We start from the raw sequence: 16,338 nt of genomic DNA on the forward strand, positions 1-16,338 counted from the left end.
CTCAGATCCTCAGACGAGGGCGGGTTCGAGGTGGGCCGGCTCACCGGGCGGCGCCGGTGGACGGCCGAGCGGCGGATCGGCCGCGCCGCGCGCCGCATGCCGGGCGAGCAGCACCCAGTTGGTGACGGCGAGGGTGCCCAGCAGCAGGCTGAAGCCGATCAGCGAGGTGAGCATCACGGGAGCACCGACCGGGGAGACGGCCTGCTCGGTGGGGAGCAGCCCGTACGCCACCCAGGGTTGACGGCCGACCTCCCGCGAGATCCAGCCGAGGATCACCGCGACGAACGGCAGCGGCAGGGCCAGCAGGAGCAGCCAGAGCGGGAAGCGCAGCCGGATGATCCAGTCCCGGAAGAGCAGGGGCAGTAGCAGCCAGACGCAGCCGAGGGTGAAACCGGTCATGATCATGAAGCCCAGTCCGACGCTGGCCAGCACCGGTGAGGTGTAGTCGCCGGGGCCGAACCGGGCGGTCCACTCGGCGATCAGCGCCTGGGCCTCCGGGCCCTCGCCGCCGAACTTGGTCGGCTGCACAGCGCCGACCGGGCCGAACTGGGCGAAGCCGAAGCTCTGCACCATGCTGATCGCCAGCGCCGACGTGACCAGGCCGATCCGCAGCGAGGTGCGGAAGAGCGCAAAGTCGGTGGTACGCCGGATCAGGTGCCAGGCGCTGACCGCCGCCATCACCATCCCGCCGACCAGCAACGCGGCCGAGACCACGTGCCCGAACGCCATGCCGAGACTGGGGTTGGTGAGCAGTGCGCCGAAGTCGGTGAGGTGGGCGATTCCGTCGCGGACCTCGTACCCGACCGGGTTCTGCAGCCAGGAGTTGGCCACCATGATCCAGAACGCGGACGCGTACGCGGTGATCGCCACACCCCAGAGCAACGCGAGGTGGACACCCTTGCCGAGCCGGTGCCAACCGAAGATCCACATCCCGAGGAACGTGGACTCGAGGAAGAACGCCACAAGCGTCTCGATGGCCAGTGGCGCGCCGAAGACGTTGCCGACGTAGCGCGACAGGCCACTCCAGTTCAGCCCGAACTGGAACTCCATCACGATGCCGGTGGCGATGCCGAGCACGTAGTTGATCACGTAGAGCTGGCCCCAGTACCGGGTGAGCCGCTCCCACTTTGGATTGCCGGTGAGCACCCAGGCCGTCTGCATCCCGACCAGCAGGGTGACCAGCCCGAGCGTGACGACCACGAACAGGAAGTGGATCGAGGTGGTGGTGGCGAACTGCAGGCGGGCGAGGAGCAGGGTGTCCATGGCCGGCCCTCCGTAGTGTTGGCTGCCTTGTCGTAGTCACCCTACACGTAGCTTGGCTACACGTCAGACTACTACGCCCTGTCGTAGAAAACTCTACTACGAAACGTAGTAATTGTGGGTCGGGGAGATCGCGCTCGATCGTGGATGTAGTGGCCTCGCGGCCAGGAGGATGCCCCTCGATCCTGGATCGAGTGCGACCTTGGAGCGGGGAGGCGGGGCGTGCGGTGTGGTGGGCGTGCCGGTGGTGGTCGGCTCAGCTCAGGAAGAGGGTGACCGGCAGAGCGACCAGCATGGTGGCGACCGCGAGAGCGGTGGCACCGAGCACCCGGGGCGGGCGGTCGCTGACCAGCAGACGCTGCACCCGTACGTCAAGATCCCGGTCGCCCATGCCCAGCGCGCCCGCCGGGGTGACCCGGTGGCCGGCGGCGGCGAATCGGCGCAGCGCACCCGCCAGCGGCGCATCCGCGTGCAGCTCACGGGCCTTGTCGTCGGCGCGCATCTCGACCAGCAGGGCGACCCGCTCGTGCGCGTCGCGGACCCAGCTGAACCACGGCAACGCGCGGCACAGCGCGGTGAACGGCAGCAGCACCAGGTCGTGCCGCTCGTGGGCGTGCGCGCGCTCGTGGCTGAGCACCGCGGCCAGCTCGGCCCGATCCAGCAGACTCAGCGTGCCGGCGCTGACGACCACCTGCGGCTTCACGCCCGGCAGGCAGTACGCGGCGGCACTCGGATGATCCAGCACCAGCGCGCCGGGTGCGGCCGGGTCGTCCCGGGCGACCAGGGAGAGCAGGTCCCGGTGCCGACGCTGGGCGCGTACGGTGCCGTGGATGCTGCGCACGGTCGTGGTGACCAGCACCGCACCGATGCCGAAGCCCACGCCGACACCGGCGAGGTGGAAGGTGCTCATCCCGACCGGCAGGGGGCCGTGGCCGAAGCTTTCGGCCAGGGCGAGCAGTGCGCTCCCTGTCGGCAGGCCGTACGTGCTCAACCCGAGCGCCATCGGCAGGCCCATCGCGGAGAGGCCCAGTGCCAACCCGACGGACTGCCAGCAGATGATCGCCACCCGCGGGCTGCGCCACGTCCAGGTGGAGCGCGCCAGCACCTGAGCCGTCAGATAGCAGGCCAGCATGGTGATGGCGAAGTGCACGGCGTAGGCCATGGCGGGTGCCCTACCGCTCCGCTGCCTCGCCGGCAGGTCGCCGGCCCGCCGGCCCGTCCACCCGGTCGGTCAATTCGGCGCCCGACTCGGCCCGGCCCGGTCCGACGACATCCGCGCCACCGGCGGTGGTGCCCGGCCCGGTCGGGTCGGCTTCGCTCCCCAGGGCCGCCCGCAACACCTCAGCCTCGGTTCCGGTGACCGAGCGGGCGAAGCGCACCAGCGCGGCGTCCCGGCTGCCGCCCAGGTCGAGGGCGTCGAGCATGAGCTGGGCGATGTGCGCCTCGCGGCTGGCCGCTGGCCGGTACCGCCAGGCCCGGCCCTCCCGCTCCCGCTGCACCATGCCCTTGCCGGCGAGCCGGTCCAGCACGGTCATCACCGTGGTGTACGCCAACTCGCGCCCGTCGAGCGCGTCGGCCACCTCGCGCACGGTCACACCGTCCGACGTGCCGGGGACCACGTCCCACAGCACGTCCATCACCGCACGTTCAAGATCGCCCAACCGAGTCACTCCCCAATCCTACCCCCGGTAGTAGACCCTGCTCTCCGGCGCTCCCGCCCGCCTCAAGATCCACACAAGGTCGGCGATGTTGCTGCTTTAAGAACGCCGGAAGCAGCAACATCGCCGAAGTTGTGAAGATCTTGGACTGCGTCGGGCGCCGCGGCGCCCAGCGCGACTGGCGGCCCACCGAAACACCGCTGACCGTCAACCCAACCCAAGGCAGCACCCGCAAGCTGACCCTCTCGACGGGCCGGGCCCACGTCAGGTTTTCCGGGGGAGCCCCACCCGCGCAGGGATCAAGCCTGACCGCCCGGAGCGGGTGGGGCTCCCCCGGAAAACCCAAAGGCAGAGCAAACGATCACACCCCCTTGGGATGCCACACCGTCTTCGTCTCCAACAGGGCGGTCATCCGGGCCAGGCCCGGGTCGGCGAACCAGTCGTGGTCGGCCGGAGCCGGTCGGAGCACCCGCTTGAGGTTCTCCGCGGCCTTGAACTCCAGGTCGGTGGCGAGCGCGGTGTCGATCACCCCGGTCAGGTCGATGGCGTTGACGTCCATGTGCGCCGCCAGCGACGGTGCGGTCTCGGTGATCGCGCCGGTGAGGATGTTGACCACCCCGCCGGGCAGGTCGGAGGTGGCCAGCACCTCGGCCAGCGTCACCGCCGCCAGGGGCTCCGAGGGCGACGCCGCCACCACCACCGTGTTGCCGGTGACGATCGCCGGGGCGATCACGCTGACCAGGCCGAGCAGCGCCGGGCGTTCCGGGGCGACCACCGCGATCACACCGGTCGGCTCGGGCGCGGAGATATTGAAGTACGGGCCGGCGACCGGGTTGGCGCCGCCGTACACCTGGGCGAGCTTGTCGGCCCAGCCGGCGTACCAGACCCAGCGGTCCACTGCGGCGTCCACCTCGTCGGCGGGCACGCCCAGGGCGACGAACTGCTCGCGGCGGCCCTCCAGCATCTCGGCGGCCCGGTAGAGGATCTGACCTCGGTTGTACGCGGTCGCGCCGGCCCAGCCCTTGACGGCGGCGCGGGCGGCGACCACCGCGTCCCGGGCGTCCTTGCGGGAGGCCAGTGACACATTCGAGGACTGCACGAGATACGACCGTCCCGACTCGCTGCGCGGGAACTTCCCGCCGATGAAGAGCTTGTACGTCTTGCGTACCGCGACCCGCTCAGACATTGAGGTACGCCTCCAGCCCGTGCCGGCCGCCCTCGCGACCGTAGCCCGACTCCTTGTAGCCGCCGAACGGCGAGGTGGGGTCGAACTTGTTGAACGTGTTGGCCCAGACCACACCGGCGCGCAGCCGGTCGGCCATCCACAGGATCCGGGACCCCTTGTCGGTCCAGATGCCCGCCGACAGCCCGTACGGCGTGTTGTTGGCCTTCTCGACGGCCTCGTCCGGGGTGCGGAAGGTGAGCACCGACAGCACCGGCCCGAAGATCTCCTCGCGGGCGATGCGGTGCGCCTGGGTGACACCGGTGAAGATGGTCGGCGCGAACCAGAAGCCCCGCTCGGGCAGCTCGCACGGCGGCGACCAGCGCTCGGCGCCCTCGGCGGAGCCGGCGTCGGACAGCTCGCGGATCCGCTCCAGTTGGGCGGCCGAGTTGATGGCGCCGACGTCGGTGTTCTTGTCCAGTGGGTCGCCGACGCGGAGCTGGGCCATCCGCCGCTTCAGCGACTCCAGCACGCGGTCGGCCACGTTCTCCTGGACCAGCAGTCGGGAGCCGGCGCAGCAGACGTGCCCCTGGTTGAAGAAGATGCCGTTGACGATGCCCTCGACGGCCTGGTCGATGGGGGCGTCGTCGAAGACGATGTTGGCGGCCTTGCCGCCCAGCTCCAGGGTCAGCTTCTTGCGGGTGCCGGCGACGGATCGGGCGATGGCCCGGCCGACGTCGGTGGAGCCGGTGAAGGCCACCTTGTCCACGCCGGGGTGCTCGACCAGCGTGCGACCGGTGTCGCCGGCGCCGGTGACGATGTTGACCACGCCGGGCGGCAGGTCGGCCTGTTGGCAGATCTCGGCGAAGAGCAGCGCGGTCAGCGAGGTGGTCTCCGCCGGCTTCAGCACCACCGTGTTGCCCGCCGCGAGGGCGGGGGCGATCTTCCAGGCCAGCATCAGCAGCGGGAAGTTCCACGGGATGACCTGCGCGGCTACCCCGATGGGCCGAGGATTCCGGCCGAACCCGGCGTGCTCCAGCTTGTCGGCCCAGCCCGCGTAGTAGAAGAAGTGCGCGGCGACGAGCGGCAGGTCGACGTCGCGGGATTCCTTGATCGGCTTGCCGTTGTCGAGCGACTCCAGGACGGCCAGCTCACGGGAGCGTTCCTGGACGAGCCGGGCGATCCGGTACAGGTACTTCGCTCGGTCCCGGCCGGGCATCGGACCCCAGACCTTGTCGTACGCCTTCCGGGCGGCGCGCACCGCGCGCTCCACGTCTGGCGCGCCGGCCTCGGCGATCTCGGCCAGCACCTCCTCGGAGGCGGGGTTGATCGACTTGAAGCTGTCACCGTCGGTCGGATCGACGAAAGCGCCGTCGATGAACAGCCCGTACGAGGGCTTGAGGTCCACCACCGAGCGGGACTCGGGGGCGGGGGCGTATTCGAACATCGGCTATCAGTCCAGGGTGAAGTAGTCGGGACCGGAGTAGGTGCCGGTCGTCAGCTTGGTGCGCTGCATCAGCAGGTCGTTGAGCAGGCTGGAGGCGCCGAAGCGGAACCAGTCCGGGTCGAGCCAGTCCGTGCCGACGGTCTCGTTGACCATCACCAGGTACTTGATCGCGTCCTTGGTGGTCTTGATGCCACCGGCGGGCTTCACGCCCACCTGCCGGCCGGTCGCTTCGCGGAAGTCGCGGACCGCTTCCAGCATCACCAGCGTCACCGGCAGTGTCGCCGTGATCGGGACCTTGCCGGTGGACGTCTTGATGAAGTCGCCGCCGGCCAGCATGGCCAGCCAGGAGGCCCGCCGTACGTTGTCGTAGGTGGCCAGCTCGCCGGTCTCGAGGATCACCTTGAGGTGAGCGTCACCGGAGGCTTCCTTGGTGGCCACGATCTCGTCGTAGACCTCCTTGTACCGCCCGGCCAGGAACGCACCCCGGTTGATCACCATGTCGATCTCGTCGGCGCCGGCCGCGACGGCGGCCCGGGTGTCGGCGAGCTTGATCTCCAACGGTGCCTGGCCGGAGGGGAAGGCGGTCGCCACGCTGGCGAGGTGCACGTGTGAACCGCGCAGCACCTCGGCGACGTACGGGACCATCGCCGGGTAGACGCAGACCGCGCCGACGTGGGGACAGGACGGGTCGGCCGGGTCGGGGCGCAACGCCTTCGCGGCGAGCGCGCGTACCTTGCCGGGGGTGTCCGCGCCTTCCAGGGTGGTCAGGTCGACCATCCGGATCGCCAGGTCGATCGCCTGGGCCTTGGCGGTGGTCTTGATGGATCGGGTGCCGAGCTGTGCCGCCCGCTGCTCCGCGCCGACCTGGTCCACGCCGGGTAGTCCGTGCAGGAAGGTCCGCAGAGCGGTCTCGGATCGTCCCAGCTCGGAGAGCTCCGACCGGGCCGACGTCGTTGTCGCCGTCATGCCCCGAAGTCTACGCACCGAAATGCCGAGTGATCTTGCTCACGATGGGCTGGTGGGCCTGCTGACGTGAGCGGCGTCGCTGGTCCGAGCGCAGCCACACCGCCGCGCCGGACGGACCGGTAGGTTGAGCGATCGTGGACGTACACGTCATTGACCACCCGCTGGCCCAGTCCAGGTTGACTGCCATGCGGGACGCGCGCACCGATTCCTCGACGTTCCGGGCGGCGCTGCACGAACTGACCACCATGCTGGTGTACGAGGCGGCGCGCACCTTCCCCGTCGAGCGGTACCCGGTGCAGACGCCGGTCACCGGCACCGAGGGCACCCGGCTAGCCAACCCGCCGCTGCTGGTGCCGGTGCTGCGGGCCGGCCTGGGCATGGCGGATGCCGCGCTCGGCCTGCTGCCCGAGTCCTCGATGGGCTTCGTGGGTCTGGCCCGCGACGAGGAGACCTACGAGCCGCGCGCGTACATGGAGTCGTTGCCCCGGGACCTGGCCGGGAAGCCGGTGCTGGTGCTGGACCCGATGCTGGCCACCGGTGGCTCGCTGGAGCACTCCTGTCGGCTGCTGGCCGACCGCGGCTGCACGGACATCACCGTGCTCTGCGTGCTCGCCGCGCCGGTCGGCATCGAGCGGCTGGAACGCTCCGGTCTGCCGTTGCGCCTGGTCACGGCCTCGATCGACGAGGGGCTCAACGACCGCATGTTCATCGTCCCCGGGCTCGGCGACGCCGGTGACCGCCAGTTCGGTGGCATGCCCCGGTTCTGAGGTCGTGACCCGGACGGTGCCGGGTCGGGCGGGTCCGTGCGCGGTGGTGCGCGGACCCGCTACCGTGTCCGGCCATGACTGGTGTTGCGCTCGCCGAGGAGTTGTTGCTCCTCGCCTACGACGACACGACCGGCAAGGCGACCATGCCACGGATCAGCCTGGACCTCGGCATGGCCGCCGCGGTGCTGGTCGAGTTGGCCCTGGCCGGCCGGATCGCGTACGCCGACGGGTCGTTGACGGTGGTCGACCCGACACCCACCGGGGAGCCGGTCGCCGACGAGGTGCTGGGCCGCTTGGCGGCCGACACCCCGCACACTCCGGCCTCCTGGGTGCAGCGACTGCGGCACGGCCTGCGGGACCGGATTCTCGGTGACCTCTGCGGCCAGGGTGTGATCCGCGACGTCGACGAGACCGAGCTGGGCTTCATCCACGTGCACCGCTACCCCGTCCTGAACACCGCCATCGAGGCGGAGACCCGGCAGCGGCTGGCTGAGGCACTGACCGGCGCCGCGGCCCCGGACGAGCGGACCGCCGCGCTGGCCACCCTGGTCGTGGTGCTGCGGATGGAGTCCGCACTCGGGGTGAGCGGCGAGACCGCCGCCGACGCTCGTCGCCGGCTGGAGGAGATCGCCACCGGCGCTGGCTTCTCCGGCGAGGTGAGCACCGACGACTCGGTGGTCCGTCCCTCGGTGGGCCTGGTCGTCGCCGCCCTGGGCAGGGCCGTCGACCAGGCCCTCGGCCCCCGCCGCTGACCTCGGGACGGGCCCCTTCGGTAAGGGGCCCGTCCCTGTCGTCACAGGCCGAGGGCGGCGGCGATCTCGGTGCGGAGCTGCGCGATCGCCGTCTGCGCGCGGGTGCGGGCCGCGGCGACATCGCCGTCGGGCACCGGCTCCACCACCTCGAGGTACGCCTTGAGCTTCGGCTCGGTCCCGGATGGGCGGATCACCACCCGGGCCACCGCGGTCCGCAGGATCACCACGTCCGACTCGGGTAGCAGGTCCCGGACGCTGTCGACCGACTGCCCGAGCAGGGTGGTCGGCGTGGCCGCCCGGATCCTGGCCATCGCGTCGGTGATCACCCGCAGGTCGTCCACCCGGGCGGAGAGCTGGTCGGTGTGGTGCACGCCGAACTCGGCGGCCAACTCGTCCAGCCGGTCGGTCAACGTGCGGCCCTGCGTCTTGAGGCCGGCGGCCAGCTCGGCCACGGTCAGTGCGGCGGTGATGCCGTCCTTGTCCCGGACGTGCTCCGGGGCGACGCAGTAGCCGAGCGCCTCCTCGTAGCCGAACACCAGCGGCGCGCTTCCACCGCCGGCCCGCACGATCCACTTGAAGCCGGTCAGCGTCTCGTCGTAGGGCAGGCCGCGGGCCGCGCACATCGCCCGCAGCAGTGACGACGACACGATGGTGGTGGCGTAGAGCCCGGTCACCCCGCGGCGCATCAAATGGTCGGCGAGCAGCACGCCCACCTCGTCGCCGCGCAGCATCCGCCAGGTCGGCCGGCCGTCGCCCGCGCTGTCGCGGACGACCACCGCGCACCGGTCGGCGTCCGGGTCGTTGGCGATGGCGAGGTCCGCGCCGGTGGAGTCGGCCAGCGCGATCAGCCGGTCCACCGCCCCGGGCTCCTCCGGGTTGGGAAACGACACGGTCGGGAACGCCGGGTCCGGTTCGGCCTGGTCGGGCACCACTCCGGGGACCGGGAAACCGGCGCGGGCGAAGGCGGCGGTGAGCACCGCGGCGCCCACCCCGTGCAGCGGCGTGTACGCCACCGTCAGGTCCCGTGGCCCGTCCGGGTCGATCACCGCGGTGGCCTGTTCGACGTAGGCGGCGACCAGGTCGTCGCCGAGCACCTGCCCGGGTTGGCCCAGCGGCACCTGGGTCAGCGGCCCGACCGATCGGATCGCCGCCTCGATGCCGGCGTCGGCGGGCGGCACGATCTGCGCGCCGGCGCCCAGCGCACCGCCCAGCTCCGCGCCGAGGTAGACCTTGTAGCCGTTGTCCTGCGGCGGATTGTGGCTGGCCGTGACCATCACTCCGGCGACCCCGCCGAGGTGACGCACCGCGTACGCCAGCACCGGGGTGGGCAGCGGGCGGGGCAGCAGCAGCGCGGGTCGACCAGCCCCGGTGGCCACCTGGGCGGTGCGCTCGGCGAACTGCCGGGAGCCGTGCCGAGCGTCGTACCCGATCACCAGCGGACCGGTGCCGCCCTGGGCCGCGAGCCAGCCGACCAGGCCGGCAGCGGCCTGGGTGACCACGGCGAGGTTCATCCCGTTCGGGCCGGCGCGCAGCGGGCCGCGCAGGCCCGCGGTGCCGAAGGTCAGCGGGCCGGCGAACCGGTCGGCCAGCTCCGGTGCGCTCGCCGGCAGCCCGTCGAGCACCGCCGTCAGCTCGTCCCGGCTGGCCGGGTCGGGGTCGTCGGCCAGCCAACGCTGGGCTTGTGCGCGAATGTCGTCGATGTCAGTGGTGTCCGCCGCCATGCCTCTTGATAGCACGGCAGCGGATCACCGCTGTGGGTTCCCTCCGGGTCAGCCTTCCCCGGTGAGCTGGAACGTCCGCACCATCTCGTCGAAGATCGGCTTGCTCTCCGCGAACTTCGCGTCCGTCGAGGTGAGGTAGAACGAGTACGCCTTGCCGCCCTCCGCCACACCCCGCCAGACGCCGTGGCGCATGACGTCGCCCTCGCCGCAGGTGTACTCGAATTCGGCGGCGGGCTTGGTGGCCAGCTCGGTTTCGGTGGCGCTGACCTGCGCGTACGGCTTGACGCAGGAGGTACTCCTGGTCTTGAGACCGTTCTCCGCCGTCTCCGCCCACCGGGTGGAGCTGCTGGACCACTTCTCGGTGATGATGCGGACCTTGCGGCCGCTGTCCTCCGGGTCGATGTAGTCGGTGTAGGAGCCGCCGGTGGCCTTCTTCCAACCCTTCGGCACCATGACCTGAATGCCGCGGGCGGCGTGTTCCTGCATCTCGACGCCCGCGCCCGTCGCGGCGGACGGACCGGGCTGTGCCTGCGGGCTGGGCGGCGGCGGGTCGTCCCCGCCGGAGAGCGCCAGCACACCGAGCAGCAGCACGACGGCCAACCCCCCGGCTGCGGCGAGCTGCACCTTGCGCGGCCAGCCCTTGACCGTGCCGACGAGCTGGACCCCGGTGCTGCGGACCTTGCCCAGAGCGCCGCCTCCCGACGGGGCGGGCGAGGCGGCCCAGGGCTGGCCGGTGCCCGGCACCGACCACTGGTTGCCGCCACCGTAGGTGCCGCCGATGCGCTGGGTGGCCTCCGGTGCGCTGCCGTAACCGACCTGCTGGGTGGCGTCGGCCGGGCTGCCGTAGCTGACCCGCTGGGTGGCGTCCGGGTGCGCGCCGGCGTCCACCCGCTGGGTGGCATCGGCGCTGCCGCCGTAGGTGCGCCCGATGGCCGCCTGGCCGGGTCCGGGCATCGCACCGGTGGGTGTGTGCAGCGGACCGGCCAACGCGTCGGCGCTGGTCTCGTCGAGCCCGGTGGCACCGGCCGTGCCGACCGGCTGCGGGCGTTCGCCCCTCTGCAACGCGGCCAGTCGGTCGGTGAGGGACTCACCCGGGGCCAGCATCGCCGGGCCGCCGATCTGGTTGTCCGGCTTCGACTCCGGCTTGGGCGGCGGCGGCGGGAGGACGGGCACCGGGCGCTGCTGCACCGGCACCACGGCGTACGGGTCGGTGACCGAGTGCACAGCGGTCGCGGTGCTGCCCAGCGGGCCGGCGAGCAGCTCGCGCAGCATGGCCCGGGAGGTGTGCACGTCCAGCCGACGCGCCGGGTCCTTCTCCAGCAGACCCATCAGCACGCGGGTCAGCGGGCCGCTGCGCTGCGGCGGGGCGGGCGGGTCCTCGACCACGGCGTGCATGGTCTCGATCGGGTCGCCCTTGTCGAACGGGGGTCGCCCCTCCACCGCCGTGTAAAGCGTCACACCCAGCGAGAAGAGGTCGCTCGGCGGGCCGAACTCCTGGCCCATGGCCCGCTCGGGCGAGATGAAGTGCGGCGAGCCGAGCACCATGCCGGGGGTGGTGAGCTGCACGTCGGTGGGCATCCGGGCGACCCCGAAGTCGGTCAGCACGCAGCGCCCGTCGGTGCAGATCAGCACGTTTGCCGGCTTCACGTCGCGGTGCAGCACGCCGATCGCGTGCGCGACCTCCAACGCGCCGAGCAGCGCGATGCCGATCTTGGCGACGGCACGGGGCGCGACCGGCCCGTCCTCGATCACCATGTCGGCGAGGCTGCGGGCGTCCAGCAGCTCCATCACGATCCACGGCCGGCCAGCCTCGGTGACCACGTCGTACACCTGCACCACCGCTGGGTGCTGGAGGGCGGCGGCGGCGCGGGCCTCGCGCAGGGTGCGTTCGTACATCGCGTCGCGGTCACTGGGGGCCAGCCCCGGGGGCAGGACGACCTCCTTCACCGCCACATCACGGCGGAGCAGGGTGTCGGTGGCGCGCCACACCGTGCCCATACCGCCGTTGCCCACCGAGGACCGCAGCGAGTACCGGCCACCAATGGTGGTGCCGGGCGCTGCTCGTCCGTTGGCGGGACTAACTGGTCCGCCGCTCCAGGTCGGGATCTGAGTCACAGAAAAGCCACCGGGGGAAATCGAGGGGGGCTGGGACACAACCCCCCTATCTTGCTGGTTCCGACGCCCGATGCGAAAGCCGACGCGGCGGACGTTTATCGAAAGCGACAGAACGTGCCCTGTCATTCACCTCGTGTCGGCCGGTCCGAACGCACTGTGCGGTATCCCTCACCCGACGACGTGCCCAGGCGTCCTACCATCCGGGGATGAACGAACGGCGGTCAAGCGAGTCCGGTTTCCCGATCAACGGCGTCTACACGGAGGCCGACCTTCCGGAGGACCTGGACACCCGGCTGGGCAGCCCCGGCGAGTTCCCGTACACCCGGGGGGTCTACCCCACGATGTACACCTCGCGCCCGTGGACCATGCGCCAGTACGCCGGCTTCGGCACCGCCACCGAGTCCAACGCTCGGTACCACCAGCTGCTGCGAGCTGGCACGATGGGCCTCTCGGTCGCCTTCGACCTGCCGACCCAGATGGGCTACGACTCCGACGAGCCGATCGCGCACGGCGAGGTCGGCAAGGTGGGCGTCGCCATCGACTCCATTGAGGACATGCGGCAGCTCTTCGCCGACATCCCACTGGACAAGGTCTCCACCTCGATGACCATCAACGCACCCGGCTCGGTGCTGCTGCTGCTCTACCAGCTCGTCGCCGAGGAGAACGGGGTGCCCGGCTCGGCGCTCAACGGCACGATCCAGAACGACATCCTCAAGGAGTACATCGCCCGCGGGACGTACATCTTCCCGCCGAAGCCGTCGCTGCGCCTGGTGGCGGACACGTTCGCGTACTGCCGCAAGGAGGTGCCGAAGTGGAACACCATCTCCATCTCCGGCTACCACATGGCCGAGGCCGGCGCGACGCCCGCGCAGGAGATCGCGTTCACCCTGGCCAACGGCGTGGAGTACGTGCGGGCGGCGCTGGCCGCCGGGCTCGCGGTGGACGACTTCGCGCCCCGGCTGTCGTTCTTCTTCGTGGCCCGCACCACACTGCTCGAGGAGGTGGCGAAGTTCCGCGCCGCCCGACGGATCTGGGCCCGGCTGATGCGCGACGACTTCGGCGCCAAGGATCCGAAGTCGATGATGCTGCGGTTCCACACCCAGACCGCCGGCGTGCAGCTCACCGCGCAGCAGCCCGAGGTCAACCTGGTCCGGGTGGCGGTGCAGGGGCTGGGCGCGGTGCTCGGTGGCACCCAGTCGCTGCACACCAACAGCTTCGACGAGGCGATCGCGCTGCCCACCGAGAAGGCCGCCCGGCTCGCGCTGCGTACCCAGCAGGTGCTGGCGTACGAGACGGACCTGACCGCCACCGTCGACCCGTTCGCCGGCTCGTACGTGGTGGAGGCGATGACCGCCGAGATGGAGGCCGCCGCCGTCGAGCTGATGGAACGGGTGGCCGACCACGGCTCAGCGGTGGACGCGATCGAGGCCGGGTTCCAGAAGCGGGAGATCGAGCAGTCCGCGTACCGGATCGCCCAGGAGATCGACTCGGGTGAGCGGGTGGTGGTCGGGCTCAACCGGTTCACCGTGGACGAGGAGGAGCCGTACGAGCCGCTGCGGGTCGACCCGACGATCGAGGCCGCCCAGGCCGACCGGCTGGCGCGGCTGCGCTCCGAGCGCGACGCCGACGCGGTGACACGGGCACTCGCCGACCTGCGGGCCGCAGCCGAGGGCTCGGACAACGTGTTGTACCCGATGAAGGAAGCACTGCGGGCCCGGGCCACCGTGGGTGAGGTCTGCGGGACGCTGCGCGAGGTCTGGGGACTGTACCGGCCCACCGATCGCTTCTGACCCTCTCCGGTCGGGGCCGCGGTGTGTCCACCGGTCCTGGCGGGTACCCGGTCGAGTGAATGCGGACGCACACCCTGTGCGCTCGTTGCGGGTACGCCCATGTGAGCGTCCTTATCCGGCTCGTTGCGCTGCGTGGTCGGCTTATTGTCGGAGTGTCAGTTCACCACCCCGACTAATGCGACAATTCGCAACAGGGCTTCACGAGTTCCGGTGGGATTCGCGACCGCCACGATCGGTTACGCGTTGTAGGAGGTGAGCGGCGCATGTCGGCGTTCGACCGCGATCTACCTGCTGTCCCAGACATCTTCGAGCGCCCTCAGCAGGGCATACGTGACGCTGTGCGGTCCGATCATTACCGTAACGAGGTTGCGCAGCGTCACCGTCGGAGGTCTAGGCTGTCTGCTGTCCCCGATGATCCATCCATCTCTAGTGATCGAGAATTCGACGTGACGAGTGCGTTGACGCTGCCCACAGGTGGCCAGCTGGCGTCGTCCTGGCCGGAGACGCCCCCCGGGTCCCAGCCGCTTCCCCGCGAGTTGGACCACCTCCTTGCGCTCCGGGTACCGGGGCTGATCGCTACGCGCCGTCACCTCCACTCGCACCCTGAGCTCTCCGGCAACGAGTTCGAGACGGCCGCACTGATCGCCCGGGAGCTGTCGCTGGCCGGTTTGCAACCGCGCCTGCTCCCCAAGGGCAACGGCGTGATCTGCGACGTCAACGGCAGGCCGGACGGCCCGGTCGTCGCGCTGCGCGCCGATATCGACGCGCTGCCGCTCGACGACCCCAAGGACGTGCCCTACCGGTCGACCGTGGAGGGCGCCTGCCACGCCTGCGGGCACGACGTGCACACCTCGATCGTGCTCGGCGTCGGCATGCTGCTCGCCCAGCTCGCCGACCTGGGTGAGTTGGACGGGCGGGTCCGGCTCATCTTCCAACCGGCCGAGGAGATCCTGCCCTGCGGCTCGCTCGAGGTCATCGAGGCCGGCGGCCTGGAAGACGTGGTGCAGATCTTCGCGCTGCACTGCGACCCGAACCTGCCGGTGGGCCAGGTCGGCCTGCGGGTCGGCCCGATCACCGCGGCCGCCGACAACGTCACCGTCCGGCTCTCCGGACCGGGCGGCCACACCGCCCGGCCGCACCTGACCGTCGACCTGGTCGACGCGCTCGGCCGGCTGGTCACCGAGGTGCCTGCGCTGGTCAGCCGCCGGGTGCCGGCCAACAGTGGCCTGCTGCTGGTCTTCGGCCACGCCTCGGCCGGCACCCGCTACAACGTCATCCCGTCGGAGGCGAGCGCCTCCGGCACCCTGCGGGTGATGGATCGCGACACGTGGGAGCAGGCCCCCAAGATCGTCGCTCAGGTGGTCCGGGACGTGATCGCGCCGACCGGCGCCACCGTCGACCTGGAATACCTGCGCGGCCGGCCACCGGTGTGCAACGACGCCCGGGCCATCCAGGTTCTGACCTCCGCCACCGCCGCGGCGCTCGGCCCGGAAGGGATCGCCGAGACGCCGCAGAGCATGGGCGGCGAGGACTTCTCCTGGTATCTGGAGTACGTCCCCGGCGCCCTCGCCCGGCTCGGCGTGGGCCGCTCCGGCCCCAACGTCGACCTGCACCGCGCAAGCTTCGACGTGGACGAGCGGGCCATCCCCGTTGGCGTACGCGTCATGGTGCAGACCGCGCTGCGGGCACTGGCGGCGGTGCGCTGACCGGTGCGTTGACCGGTGCGGCCACGGCCGGGGCCACGCGTCGTCGGCGCAGCAGCAGCAACAACACCGCCACCGGTACGCCGAACGCCACCAGCCACGGCAGCAGCGCCCCCAGCACGGTGAGCAGGACGGTCAACGAGGTGACGAACGCTTTCCAACCGCCGGTCAGCCCGGCCAGGAAGCCGGTCTCCTTCTTCTCGGGGGTGATCTTCGCCGCCGGTCCCGCGAGCGTCACGGTGATCGTGGAGAGGGCGGTCAGGTCGGCCAGTCGGCGTTTCTTGGCTTCCAGCGATGCCAGATCGGCCTCGCGGCGACCCAACTCGTTCTCCAACGACACCAGGTCGGTGATCGAGGTGGCGCGGCCCAGTAACCGGCGGGCACTCTCCACCCTGGCCCGCTGACTGATGATGCGCGCGTCCAGGTCGACGATCGCCTCGGTGGCGTCCTCGGTGCTGATCTCCCGGCTCTGCTGACGGCCGAGCTTCGCGATCTCGTCCACCACGCCGGTGAACTTCGCGGCCGGCACCCGCAGCTGCAACTCCGCCATCGCGTCGGCCTGGGCACTGCGCCGCTGATCACCGCCGACGAAGCCGCCGGCCCGGGTGACCAGGGCGGTGACCTCGCGGGCGGTGGCGTCCACATCGTCCACCTGCACCCGCATCGATCCGGTGTAGATGATCGCCCGCTGGTCGACCCGCAGATCCGGTGCGGCGGCACCAGCCTCCTGCGGTGCACTGGCCTTGTCCTCCTGCGGTGCCCCGGCCCCGGCCGCCTCGGGTGCGCCGAGCAGGCCGTCCTTGTCCGCACCGCCGCCGTCAGCCGCCGCAGGGCCGTCCGCAGCCGTGCCCGCCTTGTCCGCGGACCCGCTGTCACCGGCCCCGCACCCCGTGAGAATCAGCACCGCCGCCAGTGCCGTCGCCGCCAGCAGTGTGCCGCGACGTCGTACCGCCTGTCCGTCCATCCCCGCTCCCATCGTCGTCATCCGGTGTGGCGA

At 71.2% G+C, this 16,338-nt stretch carries 13 protein-coding genes; 4 read left to right on the forward strand and 9 right to left on the reverse strand.

The window, feature by feature from the left end:
* Positions 1–9: 9 nt before the first annotated feature.
* The 6 genes from JOD64_RS18205 to deoC form a co-directional block, all read right to left on the reverse strand.
* Positions 10–1,263, reverse strand: a complete 1,254-nt coding sequence (locus JOD64_RS18205; protein WP_204943311.1) for a cytochrome ubiquinol oxidase subunit I — start codon at positions 1,261–1,263, stop codon at positions 10–12.
* Positions 1,264–1,516: 253 nt separating this feature from the next.
* A complete protein-coding gene (locus tag JOD64_RS18210) occupies positions 1,517–2,422 on the reverse strand; it encodes a M56 family metallopeptidase (RefSeq protein ID WP_204943312.1) in 906 nt (301 codons plus the stop codon).
* A 10-nt stretch (positions 2,423–2,432) separates the two neighbouring features.
* On the reverse strand, positions 2,433–2,930 hold the full coding sequence (locus JOD64_RS18215) for a BlaI/MecI/CopY family transcriptional regulator (RefSeq protein ID WP_204943313.1): 498 nt from the start codon (positions 2,928–2,930) through the stop codon (positions 2,433–2,435).
* A gap of 349 nt (positions 2,931–3,279) precedes the next feature.
* Entirely contained in the window at positions 3,280–4,104 is an 825-nt protein-coding gene (locus tag JOD64_RS18220; RefSeq protein ID WP_204943314.1) for an aldehyde dehydrogenase family protein, read from the reverse strand.
* Positions 4,097–5,527 (reverse strand): aldehyde dehydrogenase family protein, encoded by a 1,431-nt coding sequence (locus tag JOD64_RS18225; protein WP_204943315.1) that lies wholly within the window; start codon positions 5,525–5,527, stop codon positions 4,097–4,099. Before JOD64_RS18225 ends, JOD64_RS18220 begins: the two co-directional genes overlap by 8 nt.
* A 6-nt stretch (positions 5,528–5,533) precedes the next feature.
* Complete coding sequence (gene deoC / locus JOD64_RS18230; RefSeq protein WP_204943316.1) at positions 5,534–6,493, reverse strand: deoxyribose-phosphate aldolase; 960 nt, start codon at positions 6,491–6,493, stop codon at positions 5,534–5,536.
* A 134-nt stretch (positions 6,494–6,627) separates the two neighbouring features.
* Between deoC and upp the strand changes: the two genes are divergently transcribed.
* Positions 6,628–7,260: a uracil phosphoribosyltransferase gene (gene upp / locus JOD64_RS18235; RefSeq protein ID WP_204943317.1), complete on the forward strand. Its 633-nt coding sequence runs from the start codon at positions 6,628–6,630 to the stop codon at positions 7,258–7,260.
* A gap of 74 nt (positions 7,261–7,334) precedes the next feature.
* Positions 7,335–8,012 (forward strand): GOLPH3/VPS74 family protein, encoded by a 678-nt coding sequence (locus JOD64_RS18240; RefSeq protein ID WP_204943318.1) that lies wholly within the window; start codon positions 7,335–7,337, stop codon positions 8,010–8,012.
* Between the two features lie 41 nt (positions 8,013–8,053).
* Here the strand turns inward: JOD64_RS18240 and JOD64_RS18245 are convergent, their stop codons facing one another.
* Positions 8,054–9,733, reverse strand: coding sequence for a phospho-sugar mutase (locus JOD64_RS18245; protein ID WP_204943319.1), 1,680 nt, complete (start codon positions 9,731–9,733; stop codon positions 8,054–8,056).
* Between the two features lie 48 nt (positions 9,734–9,781).
* The gene (locus JOD64_RS18250; protein WP_204943320.1) at positions 9,782–11,848 is read right to left on the reverse strand and encodes a serine/threonine-protein kinase; all 2,067 of its coding nucleotides are present in this window, start codon (positions 11,846–11,848) and stop codon (positions 9,782–9,784) included.
* Positions 11,849–12,054: 206 nt separating this feature from the next.
* Between JOD64_RS18250 and JOD64_RS18255 the strand changes: the two genes are divergently transcribed.
* Complete coding sequence (locus tag JOD64_RS18255; protein ID WP_204943321.1) at positions 12,055–13,638, forward strand: acyl-CoA mutase large subunit family protein; 1,584 nt, start codon at positions 12,055–12,057, stop codon at positions 13,636–13,638.
* A gap of 446 nt (positions 13,639–14,084) precedes the next feature.
* Entirely contained in the window at positions 14,085–15,344 is a 1,260-nt protein-coding gene (locus JOD64_RS18260) for an amidohydrolase (RefSeq protein WP_204943322.1), read from the forward strand.
* On the opposite strand, the gene JOD64_RS18265 is transcribed toward JOD64_RS18260, so the two are convergent.
* Entirely contained in the window at positions 15,301–16,326 is a 1,026-nt protein-coding gene (locus JOD64_RS18265) for a DUF4349 domain-containing protein (protein ID WP_204943323.1), read from the reverse strand. The genes JOD64_RS18260 and JOD64_RS18265 overlap by 44 nt on opposite strands.
* Positions 16,327–16,338 lie beyond the last annotated feature (12 nt).

It is taken from the genome of Micromonospora luteifusca (genome assembly GCF_016907275.1).
GTDB lineage: Bacteria > Actinomycetota > Actinomycetes > Mycobacteriales > Micromonosporaceae > Micromonospora > Micromonospora luteifusca.